11 protein-coding genes are annotated in these 15043 nt (G+C 64.5%); 8 read left to right on the forward strand and 3 right to left on the reverse strand.

The genetic code is table 11. The features are described 5' to 3' along the window. Positions 1 to 109: 109 nt before the first annotated feature. A complete protein-coding gene (locus CKO23_RS15375) occupies positions 110 to 757 on the reverse strand; it encodes a hypothetical protein (RefSeq protein ID WP_200332701.1) in 648 nt (215 codons plus the stop codon). Between the two features lie 47 nt (positions 758 to 804). Next, a complete protein-coding gene (locus CKO23_RS15380) occupies positions 805 to 2028 on the reverse strand; it encodes an IS91 family transposase (RefSeq protein ID WP_200332702.1) in 1224 nt (407 codons plus the stop codon). A gap of 538 nt (positions 2029 to 2566) precedes the next feature. On the opposite strand from CKO23_RS15380, the gene CKO23_RS15385 reads away from it, so the two are divergent. Beyond that, complete coding sequence (locus CKO23_RS15385) at positions 2567 to 3601, forward strand: integron integrase (protein WP_346014617.1); 1035 nt, start codon at positions 2567 to 2569, stop codon at positions 3599 to 3601. Positions 3602 to 4021: 420 nt separating this feature from the next. On the opposite strand, the gene typA is transcribed toward CKO23_RS15385, so the two are convergent. Then, positions 4022 to 5836 carry a translational GTPase TypA gene (gene typA / locus CKO23_RS15390; RefSeq protein WP_200332704.1) on the reverse strand — a complete coding sequence of 605 codons (1815 nt, stop codon included), beginning with the start codon at positions 5834 to 5836 and terminating at the stop codon, positions 4022 to 4024. Between the two features lie 842 nt (positions 5837 to 6678). On the opposite strand from typA, the gene CKO23_RS15395 reads away from it, so the two are divergent. The 7 genes from CKO23_RS15395 to CKO23_RS15425 all read left to right on the forward strand — a co-directional run bounded on the left by CKO23_RS15395 (position 6679) and on the right by CKO23_RS15425 (position 14992). After that, positions 6679 to 7635, forward strand: a complete 957-nt coding sequence (locus CKO23_RS15395) for an AAA family ATPase (RefSeq protein WP_200332705.1) — start codon at positions 6679 to 6681, stop codon at positions 7633 to 7635. A 105-nt stretch (positions 7636 to 7740) separates the two neighbouring features. Beyond that, the gene (locus tag CKO23_RS15400; protein ID WP_200332706.1) at positions 7741 to 8658 is read left to right on the forward strand and encodes a DUF58 domain-containing protein; all 918 of its coding nucleotides are present in this window, start codon (positions 7741 to 7743) and stop codon (positions 8656 to 8658) included. Between the two features lie 16 nt (positions 8659 to 8674). Beyond that, positions 8675 to 9256, forward strand: a complete 582-nt coding sequence (locus CKO23_RS15405) for a DUF4381 domain-containing protein (RefSeq protein ID WP_200332707.1) — start codon at positions 8675 to 8677, stop codon at positions 9254 to 9256. After that, positions 9249 to 10289: a VWA domain-containing protein gene (locus CKO23_RS15410; protein WP_200332708.1), complete on the forward strand. Its 1041-nt coding sequence runs from the start codon at positions 9249 to 9251 to the stop codon at positions 10287 to 10289. The genes CKO23_RS15405 and CKO23_RS15410 overlap by 8 nt, the downstream gene beginning before the upstream one ends. Then, positions 10282 to 11352, forward strand: coding sequence for a VWA domain-containing protein (locus CKO23_RS15415; RefSeq protein WP_200332709.1), 1071 nt, complete (start codon positions 10282 to 10284; stop codon positions 11350 to 11352). The genes CKO23_RS15410 and CKO23_RS15415 overlap by 8 nt, the downstream gene beginning before the upstream one ends. Further along, positions 11352 to 13154 (forward strand): tetratricopeptide repeat protein, encoded by a 1803-nt coding sequence (locus tag CKO23_RS15420; RefSeq protein ID WP_200332710.1) that lies wholly within the window; start codon positions 11352 to 11354, stop codon positions 13152 to 13154. The genes CKO23_RS15415 and CKO23_RS15420 overlap by 1 nt, the downstream gene beginning before the upstream one ends. 92 nt (positions 13155 to 13246) lie before the next feature. Next, positions 13247 to 14992: a BatD family protein gene (locus CKO23_RS15425; RefSeq protein WP_346014616.1), complete on the forward strand. Its 1746-nt coding sequence runs from the start codon at positions 13247 to 13249 to the stop codon at positions 14990 to 14992. Positions 14993 to 15043 lie beyond the last annotated feature (51 nt).

Below are 15043 nucleotides of genomic sequence, written 5' to 3' on the forward strand. Positions count from 1 at the left end.
AGGTGCAGCGCTTCTTTGTCCAGGCATTACAACTCGATGACTTCACCCTCCAGTTGGAGGGCGCAGAGCCTGATTCTATGGAGGCATGAGACCGTCACTATGGCGAATTTCAACTCCGAAACGTGAGTTCATCAAATACCATTCGGCCATTATGATCGGCATTTTCACAATCAGTATCATCAGGGGCGTTCCCTCTTGTTGTATCTAGCCTTACAAAACCATCGTTTACCGATATCTCTGGTTTTGTGACTGGCCCCCCTTCAGTTGACAGATCGATTCTCACAAAAGAAGAGTTATTATATTGCAATCCTTCCACATTTACTGTTAACTGATTACCTGAAAATGTTACGTCATTTTCTGCTAAGTCAATAGTTGTCGCATCATGATCGATCGCGGCGCCCGTGATCGTTGCGATTATTCCGCTGTCGAAAGTAAATACATAACCATTTTGGTACCCGGCGGTGTATCCTGCGGATGGGCAATTTTCAAAACCGATTTCTATATAGTTGTCTCCTACATTGATAGATACATCGACCACGTAAAAATTGTCCCCCTCGACATCCAATTCGGCTACACTTGGGAACTCGATATTAGTTGCGTCGACAACTGCTGTTGTCAGAAATCCTATTGTTTCTATTGAGCTTGATTGCGTTGCTTGATATATAACCTGCAGACTCAGCTCTGTACCTAGCAATCCCGCTTGAGTCGATTGGACCAGCGAGAAGAATAGAAGCAATGTTGATATTGATTTTGACATTCTTTTACTCCTAAAATGGATGGAGATTCGTATTGCCTAACGTTAAGCTAAGCAGCCCCTGGCAGGGCAAAAAAAACAGCTCCGAGATTTCGGCTAGCAGCGCCGAGGTTAATGGGGTCTGCTTGAGCGCCTGGTTGAACATCGCTCCGGGCTTTGGAGCGCACTGTATTCCTTAGATAGGAAATTTGACCGCGGACGCTGACCCGATGAAACAGGGCACGCCCACAGGTGGGGCACTCGCGAACGCGCGGCTCCGCTGGGAGCGTTGTTTCCTCGACCACGCCGAGATGATCGCGCACCTGCTGACGCTTGGTGGCCGCGCCCGCGGCATAGAGTCCGTAATAGCGCACATGGTGCTGCCCCTTGACCGGCACGTGCCAGAGTACGCGGTCGATGAACTGCGTTTGGGAGAGCGCCAGGGTCTTTTCGATGTTGTCGTGATGATCGCGATAGCAAAAGGTGACACGATCCGACGTGGCCGAGACGATGCGATGATCTTTGATAGGACCACCGCGTAGGTAGCGCGACAGGTAGTTGGCGACCCCATAACCATGACGATAGCCCCCCTGGATGCGCACGTTCCAGTCTTTGCGCGCGATCGTTCGCAACACCTGTGTCCAGCGCTCCGGCGTCCAGTCCGGGGGCAGCGTGAGGTCACCGGCGGCGTAGGCGTCATTGAGCCAGGTGAGCCATTTGCCGCGGAACTTGGCCTTGATGACCGCGACAGGGAGAAGATAGTCGTTCTTGACCGTGCGCCACGCGCCATCGCGATCCAAGCCGCCTCCCGTGACCAGGACATGCACATGCGGGTGAATGCTCAACGTGCGCCCCCAGGTGTGCAACGCGCTGAGCAGACCGACCTCGGCTCCGAGGTACTTTTCATCGCTCAGCAACTCCTTCAAGGTCTCCGCCGATGCCTTGAACAGATGATCGCTGCACCATTCACGATTGTATTGCCACAGTGCATTAAGATCATGCGGAAGGGTGAAGACGACATGATAGTGGTCGCAGGGAAGCAGTCGCGCTTGCGTACGCTCCAGCCAATCATGGGTCAGGGCGCCATGGCAGCGTGGACAACTGCGATGACGGCAAGAATGATTCTGTTGCTCGGTATGGCCGTCGTTCAGACAGATCCATTCTTCATAGCCGAGCGCTTCACTTTGGCAGAGCATAATCGCTTGCGCGGCGCGGGTTTGATCGGCACTCAATCCGTGATTTTCGTGATAGGATTTAAAGCCGTCTCTGAAGATGTTTTGTAATGTCGCCTCCATGTGATTCATCCCCCTTTTTTTATGAGCGTATCGTCGCGCCGAGTTATAAATGAAACTTCTGGCTGATGAAGTGGCCTCTTTTTCCTTCTATTTGTTCAACGTGTTCTAGGTTGTAGCGGGCCACTTCTGTTCTAGACTGAAAGCAGCCTAGCCCAAGGGTAGCCTAAACGTGTCTACTTTCAACCCGCCTCGTCGACGTCGCGAAGACGGCGCTCCCTCCAACTGGGATCGGTACCTGGAGCTGTTGGTCCGCCGTGAGGTGCCGCAGAAATTCCACCGGTGGTATGTGCAACGCGTGGAGGAGTTTCTGAAGGTCGCGAAGCCGACGGCCTTGTCGACCTTAACTGCCACGGAGATTACGGCCTATTTGCAGCAGGTATCGGGTCGGGCGGATCTCGCCGATTGGCAGGTGCGGCAGATTGTCGATGCGCTTCAGCTGCTCTTGGTTGATCTCGCGCAAACGAAAGGCGGAAAAGATGTCGACTGGGCCTATTGGCGAGCGGCGCAGCGAAGGTTGGAGTCGGCGCATGCGACGGTTGTGCGCGAGCAGCCGCTTGACGCTGGATCTGGCGCGAGCGGTCGGGATGCCGGCCCACGTTTTGCGCGTTCCGCGGAGACGTTTCCCATTCTCGAGGAGTTGGCCCGAACGATCCGGGCGATGCAGTATTCGATTCGCACGGAGCAGTCCTACGTGGACTGGTGCCACCGTTTCCTTGTCTATTGCGGTGACCGGGAGCTGGATGCCTTGGGCGTGGAGGATGTGCAGCGTTTTCTGAGCCATTTGGCCGTGGAACGCTCGGTGGCGGCCAAGACGCAGGGGCTCGCTTACAACTCGGTCGCCTTCCTGTTCGCGCAGGTTCTGGAGCGGCCGCTTGAGGATGTGCGTTTCGCTCGGACGAAGCGTCAGACGCGCTTGCCGGTGGTGCTGACTCGGGATGAGGTGCGCGCCTTGCTCGCCCGGATGGATGGCAGCTTGGGTCTGCTAGCGCGGCTCTTGTACGGGACCGGGATGCGGCTGATGGAGGGGATTCGGCTGCGGGTGGCCGATGCGGATTTCGGCAATGGCCATATCCTGGTGCGCAACGGCAAGGGTGGAAAGGATCGGGTCGTGCCCTTGCCTGAGACCCTGCGCGGCCCTCTCGAAAGTCACCTACACGAGATCAAGGCGCGCCATCAATCCGACCTGGATGCTGGTGTCGGATCGGTCTATCTGCCATCGGCTCTGGCCCGGAAGTACCCGAACGCGGCGAAGGAGTGGATCTGGCAGTTCGTGTTTCCGAGCGTCCGGCTCTCGCAGGATCCGGCCTCCGGGCAGGTGCGGCGGCACCATCTTCACGAATCCTCGCTGCAACGGGCCATCAAGCTGGCCGGTCAGGAGGCGGGGATCGCGAAGCGGGTCAACTCACATGCGCTGCGGCATTCTTTCGCGACCCATCTTCTCGAGGACGGCTACGACATCCGCACCGTTCAGGAACTGCTCGGTCACGCGGATGTGTCGACGACCATGATCTATACGCATGTGATGAATCGGCCGGGCGTGCTGCCGGTGAAGAGTCCGGCGGATCGGCTCTGAGCCGGGCCTGGCGATCGGTTCAGACGCAGGCTTGGCGCTCGGACTTGGGTCGCTCTGCGCTTCGGGTAAGAGGCCGCGGGGCGAACTCGGCGGGCCGCATCCTTTCGGATGCCGGCGCCGCTTGCGTCCCTTCGGGGGCATTCATGATCGCCCAGGTACGCTGACGAGGGGGCGCGGCATTGGCTGCGGCGCATGCCCGGTCGCGGCGGGGGCGCCGCTCCCACAGGGCTGTGCCCGCAACCTAGGCCCAGAGGTCAGGGCCTTGGTCATCGGTTGGACCGGTAGGGTGGACGAGCGAGAGCGAAGTCCACTGAACCCCGCGCCGTTGTTGGTGGACTGCGCTGCGCTTGTCCACCCGACCGAAGACGACTGGTCCGAAGGATGATCGACGCCGAGGTCAGCTCCCAGCGGATGGGCGCCTCAGCTGCCGCGATTGGCGCGCTTGCGCTCGTGCTCCTTGAGGTAGCGCTTGCGCACGCGGATGCCGCTTGGGGTGATCTCGACCAGCTCGTCGTCCTCGATGAACTCCAGTGCCTGTTCTAGGGTGAACTTCACCGGCGGGGTCAGCAGGATGTTCTCGTCCGAGCCGGCGGCGCGGATGTTGGTGAGCTGTTTGGCCTTGAGCGGATTGACGGTGAGGTCGTTGTCGCGCGAGTGGATGCCGACGATCTGGCCCTCGTAGACCTCCTCGCCTGGGGAGACCATCATGCGGCCGCGATCCTGCAGGTTGAACAGGGCGTAGCCGAGCGCCTTGCCGGTGCCGTTGGAGATGAGCGCGCCATTGCGCCGCGGGGCGATGCCGCCCATGTTGGCGGGGCGGTAGCGGTCGAAGACGTGATACTTGAGGCCGGTGCCGGAGGTCAGCGACATGAACTCGGTCTGGAAGCCGATGAGCCCGCGCGAGGGGATCTCGTAGTCGAGCCGCACGCGGCCCTTGCCGTCTGGGACCATGTCCTTGAGCTCGCCGCGGCGCTCGCCGAGCGCCTGCATGATGGCGCCCTGGGAGGTCTCGTCCAGGTCGACGGTGAGCTGCTCATAGGGCTCGCAGATCTGGCCGTCGATCTCGCGGAAGATGACCTCGGGGCGCGAGACGGCCAGCTCGAAGCCCTCGCGGCGCATGTTCTCCAGGAGGATGGAGAGATGCAGCTCGCCGCGTCCGGAGACGCGGAATTTCTCTGGGTCGTTGCCCTCTTCCACGCGCAGGGCGACGTTGTGGATGAGTTCGCGCTCCAGCCGGTCCTTGAGCTGGCGCGAGGTCAGATACTTGCCGTCCTTGCCGGCGAAGGGCGAGGTGTTGACCTGGAAGGTCATGGTCACGGTCGGTTCGTCGACGGTCAGGGCCGGCAGCGCGTGGACATGATCCGGGTCGCACAGGGTGTCCGAAACATTGGGGGCGTCGATTCCGGTCAGGGCGACGATGTCGCCGGCCGTGGCCGATGGAACCTCATAGCGATCCAGTCCCAGGTAGCCGTAGACCAGCCCGATCTTGGCCTTGTAGCGCGAGCCGTCGCGCTTGACGACGACGACCTGCTGATTGGGGCGCACGCTGCCGTGGCGGATCCGGCCGACCGCGATGGCGCCGACGAAGGAGCTGTAGTTCAGCGTCGAGACCTGCATCTGGAAGGGCGACTCCGGATCGACCTCGGGGGCGGGGCAGTGCTTGACGATGGCCTCGAACAGCGGCGTCATGTCGCCTTCGCGGACATCGTCGGCCAATCCCGCGTAGCCGTTGATGGCGGAGGCATAGACGATGGGGAAGTCGAGCTGCTCATCCGTCGCGCCGAGCCGGTCGAAGAGGTCGAAGACTTGGTCGATGACCCAATCGGGGCGGGCGCCCGGGCGGTCGATCTTGTTGATGACGACGATCGGTCGCAGCCCGTGCGCGAAGGCCTTGCTAGTGACGAAGCGCGTCTGCGGCATCGGGCCTTCCTGCGCGTCGACCAGCAGGAGCACGGAGTCCACCATGGAGAGCACGCGCTCCACCTCGCCGCCGAAGTCGGCGTGGCCGGGGGTGTCGACGATGTTGATGCGGTAGTCGTTCCAGCGGATGGAGGTGTTCTTGGAGAGGATGGTGATCCCGCGCTCCTTCTCCAGGGCGTTGGAGTCCATGACCCGCTCGACTGGGCCGAAACGGTCGCCCAGAGTGCCGGACTGCTGCAGGAGCTTGTCCACCAGCGTGGTCTTGCCATGATCGACGTGGGCGATGATGGCGATGTTGCGAAGGGTCTCGATCACGGGGAAGGCTCCGGGCAGTCGCGAAAAAGGCTTGGGGGGAAATCGGGTCGATGGTCGGTCCTTGGCCTGACGCCGACGCGATGCATGCAGAGACTGGCCAACACGCAAGTATATACCCTTCGCGCGACGACCGGATGAACTTGCGTGCGTCGGCAGTCGTTGACTGGTGAAATCTCCGATAGAACAACCTGTCTTGGCTGCCGCGCTACCCGCTCAGCGGCTGTCGCGGAGAAGATCCGCCGCCGCGGGGGCGCATCGACTGACAGTTGGCGTTCAAACTTTCGACCGCTTATCGTCATATCTCCGCAACGCAATGCCATCCAAGTGATTTTCCAAGATGCCCACAGAGCCTGTGGATAAGTCTGTGGAGAACATTTGAGCAAGTGCGCCGAGCGCGCGTGGCGACTGGCTCGAGAACAGATTGCACAAATTTTGATCGCTGAAAAAAAGGCTTTTGTTTCAGCCTGTTGCTGCGGCGTGTTTTCTCGCCGCACGGGTCGGGCGCGATGCCTCCACGCCTGGACCGCCGGGTCTTGACACTTGTGAACAAATCGCTTCTGAACGAAGCGGGCGTGACGCGATGCTGCGGCGGGCCTGATCGGGATCCGGGATGCCGTCTGCGCTGGGCCGGCCCTGGCAGGCGGCTTCGCCTCAAGGGTTTGCCGAATAGACCCATAAATCAATGTAATCAGGTATTTGCCCAGGGTTGCGCTCGCCTCGGAAAAGGCACAGCATAGCCACGCGATAACAACGGACCGCGGAGCTCACCGCGGCGCATTCACGACGATTGGCGCCCAGCCACTTCATCCACCGCCATCCCCGGGACAGAGAAGTACAAGAGCATGACGCCCACCGATCTCAATGCCGTTCGCGAGCACATCGCCTCACGCATCATTGGCCAGCAACCCTTCATCGACAGCATGCTCGTCTGCCTGTTGAGCGACGGTCATCTGCTGGTCGAGGGCATGCCGGGGCTGGCCAAGACCACCGCCGTCAAGGCCCTGGCCGAGTCGCTGGAAGGCGACTTCCACCGCATCCAGTTCACCCCGGATCTCTTGCCGTCGGACCTCATCGGCACGGATATCTACCGCCACGAGAAGGGCGAGTTCGAGTTCCGCCAAGGGCCGCTGTTCCACAACATGCTGCTCGCGGACGAGGTCAACCGTGCCCCGGCCAAGGTGCAATCGGCGCTCCTGGAGGCGATGGCGGAGCACCAGATCACGGTCGGTCAGAAGACCTATCCACTGCCGCAGCTGTTCATGGTCCTGGCGACGCAGAACCCGGTGGAGCAGGAGGGCACCTATCACCTGCCAGAGGCGCAGCTCGACCGCTTCCTCATGCAGGCGGTGGTGACCTACCCGACCCGTGACGAGGAGCTGAAGATCCTCGAGCTGGACAGCCAGCAACAGCAGCACAGCTATGCCCCGCCGGCCAAGCGGCTGAGCCAGGCGGAGCTGTTCGCCATGCGCCGGGACGTCGCCAATCTCTACCTCGACCCCAAGCTGCATCACTACATCGTCGATCTGGTGCAGGCGACGCGTCAGCCGAAGCTCTACGACAAGGACCTCGGCCGCTGGTGCCGCTTCGGCGCCTCGCCGCGCGCCAGTATCGCCCTGGCGCGCTGCGCCCGCGCCCGCGCCTGGATGGACGGGGACCCCTTCGTCGCACCCCATCACATCCAGGCCGTGGCGCCCGAGATCCTGCGTCACCGCCTCCTGCTGACCTTCGAGGCCGAGGCCGAGGGCGTGACCACTGACGCCTTCATCCGTCGATTACTGTCTTTGGTTGCCATTCCTTGACGAGCGCGCAACGGGCGGTGATCGGCGGGCAGACGCGGGGCGGACCTCCGCGGCTGTGCGTCGATCACTGACGACTGTCCACTGTTCACTGGCCACTTTCCCCGCATGAGCCTCTACCCAAGACTCGACGATCTGCTGGAGCTTCGTCATCAGGCCCATACACTGGGGCTGCAGTCGCATCATCTGGTCAACTCCGCCTTCGCCGGGCTCTACGCCTCGGTCTTCCGTGGCGCTGGCGTGAACTTCGAGGAGGTGCGCGAGTACCGCGAGGGCGACGACATCCGCTATATGGACTGGAAGGTGACGGCGCGCACGAATGAGCCGCACATGAAGATCTTCCGCGAGGAGCGTGAGCGCTCGGTCGTGCTCTGCGTGGACAAGGGTCCGCACATGAATTTCGGCACCCGTGGCACCTTCAAGTCGGTTCAGGCCGCGCGCGCGGCGGCGCTCATCGGATGGGCCGCGAGCCGGCTCAATGATCGTGTCGGTGGTCTGGTGTTCGGCGACCCCAATAGCGGGCTTCAGCATTTCAGACCATCGCGCGGTCGGCGCGGTCTCTGGCAGCTGCTGCGCACGCTGACCGAGCCAGGCGCCGAGATGGATCCCTCCATCGATTGTCTCAGCGGTGCCCTGAGGCGGGCGACCTCGGGTCTGCCGACCGGCTCTCTGGTCTTCGTCATCGCGGATCTGAATCGCGACGCCATGGGGCTGGAGCAGATCCTCGGCGACCTCTGCCAGCGCAATACGGTCGCCCTGGTTCCGATCGACGACCCGGCCGATTGGCAGATCCCCGCCATGGGTATCGCGACCTTCACGAGCACGGACGGCGAGCTCGTCGAGATCGACACGGACGACGCTCAGGCCGCCGAACGCTATCTGCGCGCCTGGGAGGAGCGGCGCGAGCGGCTGCAGGCCATGGCGCATCGGCTCCACATCGTGATGCTTCCCGTGCGCACGGACACGGAGATCCACCTCACACTCATCCGCAACTTGGAGCAGCGAGCACGCTCGCGGGCGGTCTGATGGACCGATTCTTCTGATGGATACGATCTTCACTCCACTCCAACAGGCCCAGCCGCTACGCGACATTCGCGACATCCCGCCGATCCCCTGGTGGCCACCGGCACCGGGCTGGTGGCTGATCCTGGGTGGCTTGGTCCTGATCGGCTATGCGATCTGGCGCTGGCGCGTCCCGCTGAGTCTGCGGGTACCCATCCCCGGCATCACGCTGGGCACCTGGCGTTGGGACGCGGCGGCCGCCCTGCGGGACTTGAGACGTCGAATCCGCGCCGGCCAGGATCCCAAGGCGACGGCCGGCGAGCTCTCCGAACTGCTGCGCCGCATCGCCATGGCGCGCCTCGGCCGCCCCGCCTGCGCCGGTCTGACTGGCCGGGATTGGCTGGACTGGCTGTCCGCGCACGACCCCAACGGCTTCTCCTGGAGCGAGCGCGGAACGCCGCTGCTGGTCGCGCCTTACGCCCCGCCCGGCGCCTTCAGGGAGGATCTCATGGCCTTGATCACGGCCGCCGAGGGCTGGGTGAGCGCGCGCGAGCCCAAGCAGCGTGCATGGCGCCTCTGGTCGACGCGGCCGGCGTCCGCGGGAGGTGATGGCAATGTTTGAATTCCACTGGCCCTGGGCCGGACTGCTCCTGCCGCTGCCCTGGATCCTGCCCTATCTCTGGCCGGACCGCCGCGAGCAGGTCGAGGAGACCCTGGAGGGGCAGCGCGAGACCTTGCTCCACCCGCGCCTCGACGAGTTGAGGGAGGCCTTCAGCGCCCGTCGTCCGCGTCTTCAGCTCGCTGGCTGGCTGCACCGCGCGCTGCTCTACCTGCTCTGGATCGCGCTGGTTCTCGCGCTCATGCAGCCACAGTGGCTGACGCCCTACACCGAGGTCAGCACACCGGGCTACGACCTCATGATCGCCGTCGACGGCTCGCATTCCATGGAGGCGCTCGACTTCAGCGTCGAGGGCCGTCAGGTCAACCGCATGGCCGTGGTCAAGGGCGTCATGGGGCGCTTCATCGACAATCGCGACGGCGATCGCGTCGGACTCATCCTCTTCGGCAGCCAGGCTTTCATCCTCTCGCCGCTGAGCCTGGACCGCCACGCCGTGCATCAGTTGCTCGACGGCGTGGTGCCCAGCATCGCCGGACCGGCCACGGCGCTCGGCGATGCCATCGCGCTCGGCGTCAGCAAGCTGCGCGAGCGCCCGGAAGGCTCACGCGTCATGATCGTGATCGCGGACGGCGACAACAACGCCGGCAGCTTCGCCCCCAAGGAGGCGGCCCTGCTGGCCCGCGCCACGGGGACGCGCATCTACGTCGTCGGCGTGGGCAGCAAACAGACGCAGATCCCCATCTTCGAGGATGGCAGCGTGCGCTATCGCGACGACCTCACCATGGACGAGGAGACGCTGCAGGAGATCGCCAACCTGACGGGCGGCGGCTACTTCCGCGCGACCGACACCAGCGCCCTGGAGGAGATCTCCACCCGGATCGGGCAGCTGGAGAAGACCGAGGCCGAGGCCCGGACCGCCTTCCTGCCCAAACCACTCTACCGTTGGCCCTTGGGGATGGCGCTCTTGGCGCTGCTCGGGCTCGGCCTCTTCCCCGAGGGGCGCAAGCGTTACGTGCGCAGGCTCGCCAGTGTCTGATCAAGGCTTTCATTTCTCGCAACCGCTCTGGCTCCTGGGGCTGCTCGCCGTCATCCCCGTCGCCATCTGGCTGGTCCGCAGCGCGGCGCGTGCCGCCAAGGGACCGATTCACCGCTACGCGGATCCGCACCTGCTGCCGCACCTGACGGGAACCCGCGATCTGCGCACCACCGAGCGCTGGGGGCGCTTCCTGCGCTGGAGTCTGCTCTGGGCGCTCCTGCTCATCGCCATGGCCGGTCCGCGCTGGGACTACACCGACGTCCGGCTCTTCCACCCCGGCAACAATCTGCTGGTGCTCCTGGACATCTCGCGCTCCATGCTGGCCGAGGACGTCAGTCCCAGCCGCCTCGGCCGCGCCCGACAGGAGCTGCAGGACCTCATCGTCAATGATCGCGAGGTGCGGCTGGGCCTGATCGTCTTCGCCTCGGTGCCGCATGTGCTCTCGCCCATCACCGAGGACACCAGCAGCATCCTCAACACCCTGCCGGCGCTCTCGGCCGATCTGGCCAGTCCCAGCCTGCAGGGCAGCAGCCTGACGCGCGCGCTGGATCGCGCGGAGAGCCTGCTCGCCGGTCTGCCCGAGGACAGCGCCCGCGCCATCCTCTTGATCTCGGACGGCGACTTCAACGAGCCCGGCCTGCTCGACCGGGTCGCGCGGCTCGGCGCGGAGGGCATCCGCTTCCACACGCTCGGCATTGGCACCACCCAGGGCGCGACCGTGCCGGCGCCGCAAGGCGGGGTGGTGGTCGATCCGGCCGACCCCGAGCGCAAACCGGTGCGCTCCGCCCTCAACGCGCGTCAGCTCGAAAACCTGGCTCAGGCCGGCGGCGGATTCTATCTGGCGGCCGATTACCGCGACTCGGACACCACCGCCATCCTCAAGGCCGCAACCCGCAGCCGGTTGCCGCCGGAGGCCAGTGACGCGCGCACCCGCATCTGGAACGAGCGCTTCTGGCTGCCGGTGCTGCTCCTGGCGGCATTGCTGCTTCCCCAGTTCCGCGGCACTGGCCGGCGTCCTCCGCGCCGCCGTTCGAGCGCCGCGGCATCGCGAGGTGCGCCCTGATGAGCTCCAGTCTGCACCCGATCCGAACCGCGGCTCATGCGCTCGCGCTCATCGGCCTGGTCGCGCTGCCCGTGCGCGCGGACTGGCTGCGCACGGATGAGCAGAAGGCCTACGACAGCTACCGCGACGGCCGCTACGAGGCGGCGGCGCAAACCTTCGAGGATCCTTACCGACAGGGTGTGGCCTTCTATCGCGCAGGCGACTACCAGAAGGCCGAACGCGCCTTCGGCGAGGCTACGCAGGGGCGTTTCGGCGAAGAGGCTGAGTACAACCTGGGGAACACGCGCTTCCAGCTCGGCGACTACACCGGGGCCGCGCAGGCGTATGAGGATGTACTCGGCGCCAATCCCTCCCACGAGGATGCGGCCTACAACCTGGCGCTGACGCGCGCCATGCTTGCCCGCCTGGAGCAGGAACAGTTCCGCGACCAGACCGAAGAAAAGAAGCCGGACGAGACCAAGGAGCAGGCCGGGGACAAGGAGCAACGCGCGCAATCGAGCGAGCAGCGCCGGGAGCAGGAGTCCAAGCAGCAGGAGCAGAACCAGCAACAGCAGTCCGAGCAGCAGTCGCAAGAGCAACAGTCTCAACAAGATCAGTCTCAACAAGATCAGTCTGAACAAGAGCAGTCCCAGGAAAAACAGTCCGAGCAACAGCAGTCCGAGCAACAGCAGTCCCAGCAGCAGCAGTCCCAGCAGCAGCAGTCCCAGCAGCAGCAATCCCAGCAGCAAGAGGCTAGCGATCAGCAGCAGCAATCGGATCAGCAGCAATCCGGGCAGCAGCAGGAGAGCGAGCAGCAGCAGTCTGGAGAGGGTCAACCGCAGGAGTCGGGCAAATCCGGCTCCGAGTCTCAGGACCAGCAGGACGGTGAATCCGCGAGCGAGTCCGGGGAGCAGAGCGGTGATGCGGGCGCCGAGCAGGGCGCCGAGGGCAAGGGCCGCGAGCGCGAACAGACGCAAGGCGCCGGCGACGAATCCCAGGACGAGACCGGTCAGGAGGGCGCGAAGACGCGGGAGTCGACCGGCGGCGGCGAGACCGGAGAGCAGACGGAGCGTTCGGCCGGTGATCGCGAGGAGTCCAGCAAGCGGGAGTCGGGTTCGCGGCAAGACCAGCAAGAGCGCTCCCAGGAGGGTGCCGCGAAGGACAAGGAGGCCGCCGAGCAGAACGACCAGGGCGAACCCAAGGAGACTCGCCCGGAAGGCGAGCAAAGCGGCAAGGAGGCTGACATGCAGCGGCGCGACGCCAAGGCTGGGGATAAGGGCGAGGACCAGGGCGCACGCGAATCCGATCGCCAGGACCGCCGAGACGAGAAGGCGGGCGGCGGCGAACAGGAGCTCGACCAGGCCGGCGGCGAGCGGGAAGGCGAGCAGGACAAGGGCCGCTCCGAGCGCGAACCGCGCGAGGAGGGTGCGGGCGGAGACAGACCCGATGACCGGGCGCGCGAAGAGGACAAGGGCCGCGGCCGCGAGGCGCGCTCCGACTCCCAACAGCTCGGGCCGCCCGGGAAGCGCGGCTCGGCCGAGCTTCCCGACAACATCGACGAGCGCCAGACCAAGGCCGTCGAGCAATTCGATCAGCTCGGACTCAGGCCGGGTGCGGATCAGGACGCCGAGACCCGCGAGGGTCAGATGCCCTCCCTGGATGGGCTGAGGGCGATGGGCGGTCCGGGCATGGCTGCCATGGAACAACGTCTGAGGCAGATACAGGGTGATCCCACATTGCTCATGCGCAATCAGTTTCGCATCGAAGAGCTGCGCGAGTCGCAGGGCCTGACAGGACCCTGGCGGGAGACGCGCCCATGGTGATGTCTCATAGCGGTGCCGCGCGGCGGGCTTCGCGCGGCCGGTCTCGCGGGTCATCGCGCGCTGTGCTCCGTGGCCTTGGTGCCCTCGCCATCGTGTTCGGCTTCATCGTCGCGGGCATCCCGAACCTCTTTGCGCAACCCTATGGCTATGGCCCAGGGGCGTACGGGCAGCCGTACTATGCGCCGCCCTATTCGGGCCAACAGCCCCAGCAACCGGGCCAGCCGCAGAGCCAATTCCCGCAATTCCGCCCCGTGCCGCCGACCAATGCCCAGGGTGCGCCGCCGCGCTATGCGCCGCGACCCGCTCAGCCTCAGATGCCGACCCAGCCGCAAGGTCAGGCGCCCTACGGCTATCCCGGCTACCAGCAGCCCAACTACCAGCAGCCCGGCTACCAACAGCCCGGCTACCAACAGCCCGGCTGGGCTCCCGGCTATGGGCAGGCGCCTTATGCGGCCACTCAGCGCCAGGCACCCCAGGTCGAATGGCGCCTGGAGGAGCTGGATCCCTATCTGCAGCAGCCCGTCATCCTGCATCTGGACGTCGTCAGTAGCGATAACCTGAGCACGGCCAATCTGGAGCTGGCCCCCTCGGGCGACTTCCTGATCAAGACGCTGAAGGGACCCGACACCAGTACCCGCGAGCGCGATGGACGGCGCGAGATCGTCAACAGCTTCGTGCTGACCGTGGTCCCGTTGCGCGCGGGAGATCTGGCGCTGCCGTCGATCAAGGTCTCCGGCGATCAGGTCATCGGTGGCATGACGCAGCGCTACGAGGCACGCACGGAGCAATCGCTCCATCTGCAGGTGCGTCCGTCGATGACCTCCGTGCGGCCCTGGCTTCCGCTGCGCTCACTGACGCTGAAGTCCAGCCTCGACCGCGAAGGGACGCTGGAGCCCGGTCAGCCGGTGACGCTGGCCTTGGAGATCGAGGGCGTGGGCGCGACCGCCGTGCAGCTGCCAAGCCTGGAGAATCAGCTGGTCGGCCCTGACTTCCGCGTCTATCGCGAGCAGACCCTGACCGACACCCAGCTCTCATCGAACGAACGTCAGCTCACCGCCACGCGGACCGAGTACTACACCCTGGTTCCGCAGGTTGGCGGACGCATCAGCCTGCCGGAGATGAGCATCGCCTGGTGGAACGTCGATCTCGGAACCCGTGAGGTTGCGCGGCTGCCGATCAAGACGCTGTCGATCCGCGGTGGCGGGCCATTCGGGTTCTCGACCTCCGCCCTCACCGCGTCCGGCTGGGCCAAGATCTGGATTCCCCTCGCCGGGATCTTCCTGCTGATCGCGGGATATTGGGTCGGCGTCTTCTACCGTGGCCGCCCCTGGCAGCTGAGTCGGGCGTCGCTAGGTGTGCTCTGGCGGGCGCTGAAAGCAGGACTTGGCTTCATTGGGCGACGGATCGGCCCCTCTCTGGAGGGACTCAAGCCGGCGGTCGTCCTGCCCCGGGCGCGCGCGGCGATGCGGCGCGCGCTGCCGGCGGGCAGCCAGCTGCAACGTTGCATTCGCCAGGCGAATCGCGCCGCGACGCCGGAGGACTGGTGCGCGGTCTTCGAGGAGGAGTCGCGCGGCTGTCTGCGACTCAAGGGCGACTTCACCCAGCCCACCCTCACGCGGCAGATCGTCTCCCTGCGGCCTGGGGCTAGCCGAGAGCGGCTGGAGCAGCTGATGCGGCAGCTGGACGCCGCGCGCTATGGCCGCGAGTCCATCGACTTCACGCAATGGAAGCGCGAGCTGATGGGCCAGCTGCGTCCCGGCGCCGGTCTCACGCGACGCACCAAGGCCGAGGGCGGTGTTCGCTGGGCTGCACTTCCCGCGCTGAACCCGAGCGCCTGAACGGGTCGGCGGTTTCCGTGATTGTTCCATCCTCGCGCCGCCGCCAGGATC

Source organism: Thiocystis violacea (assembly GCF_016583565.1).
Classification (GTDB): domain Bacteria; phylum Pseudomonadota; class Gammaproteobacteria; order Chromatiales; family Chromatiaceae; genus Thiorhodococcus; species Thiorhodococcus violaceus_A.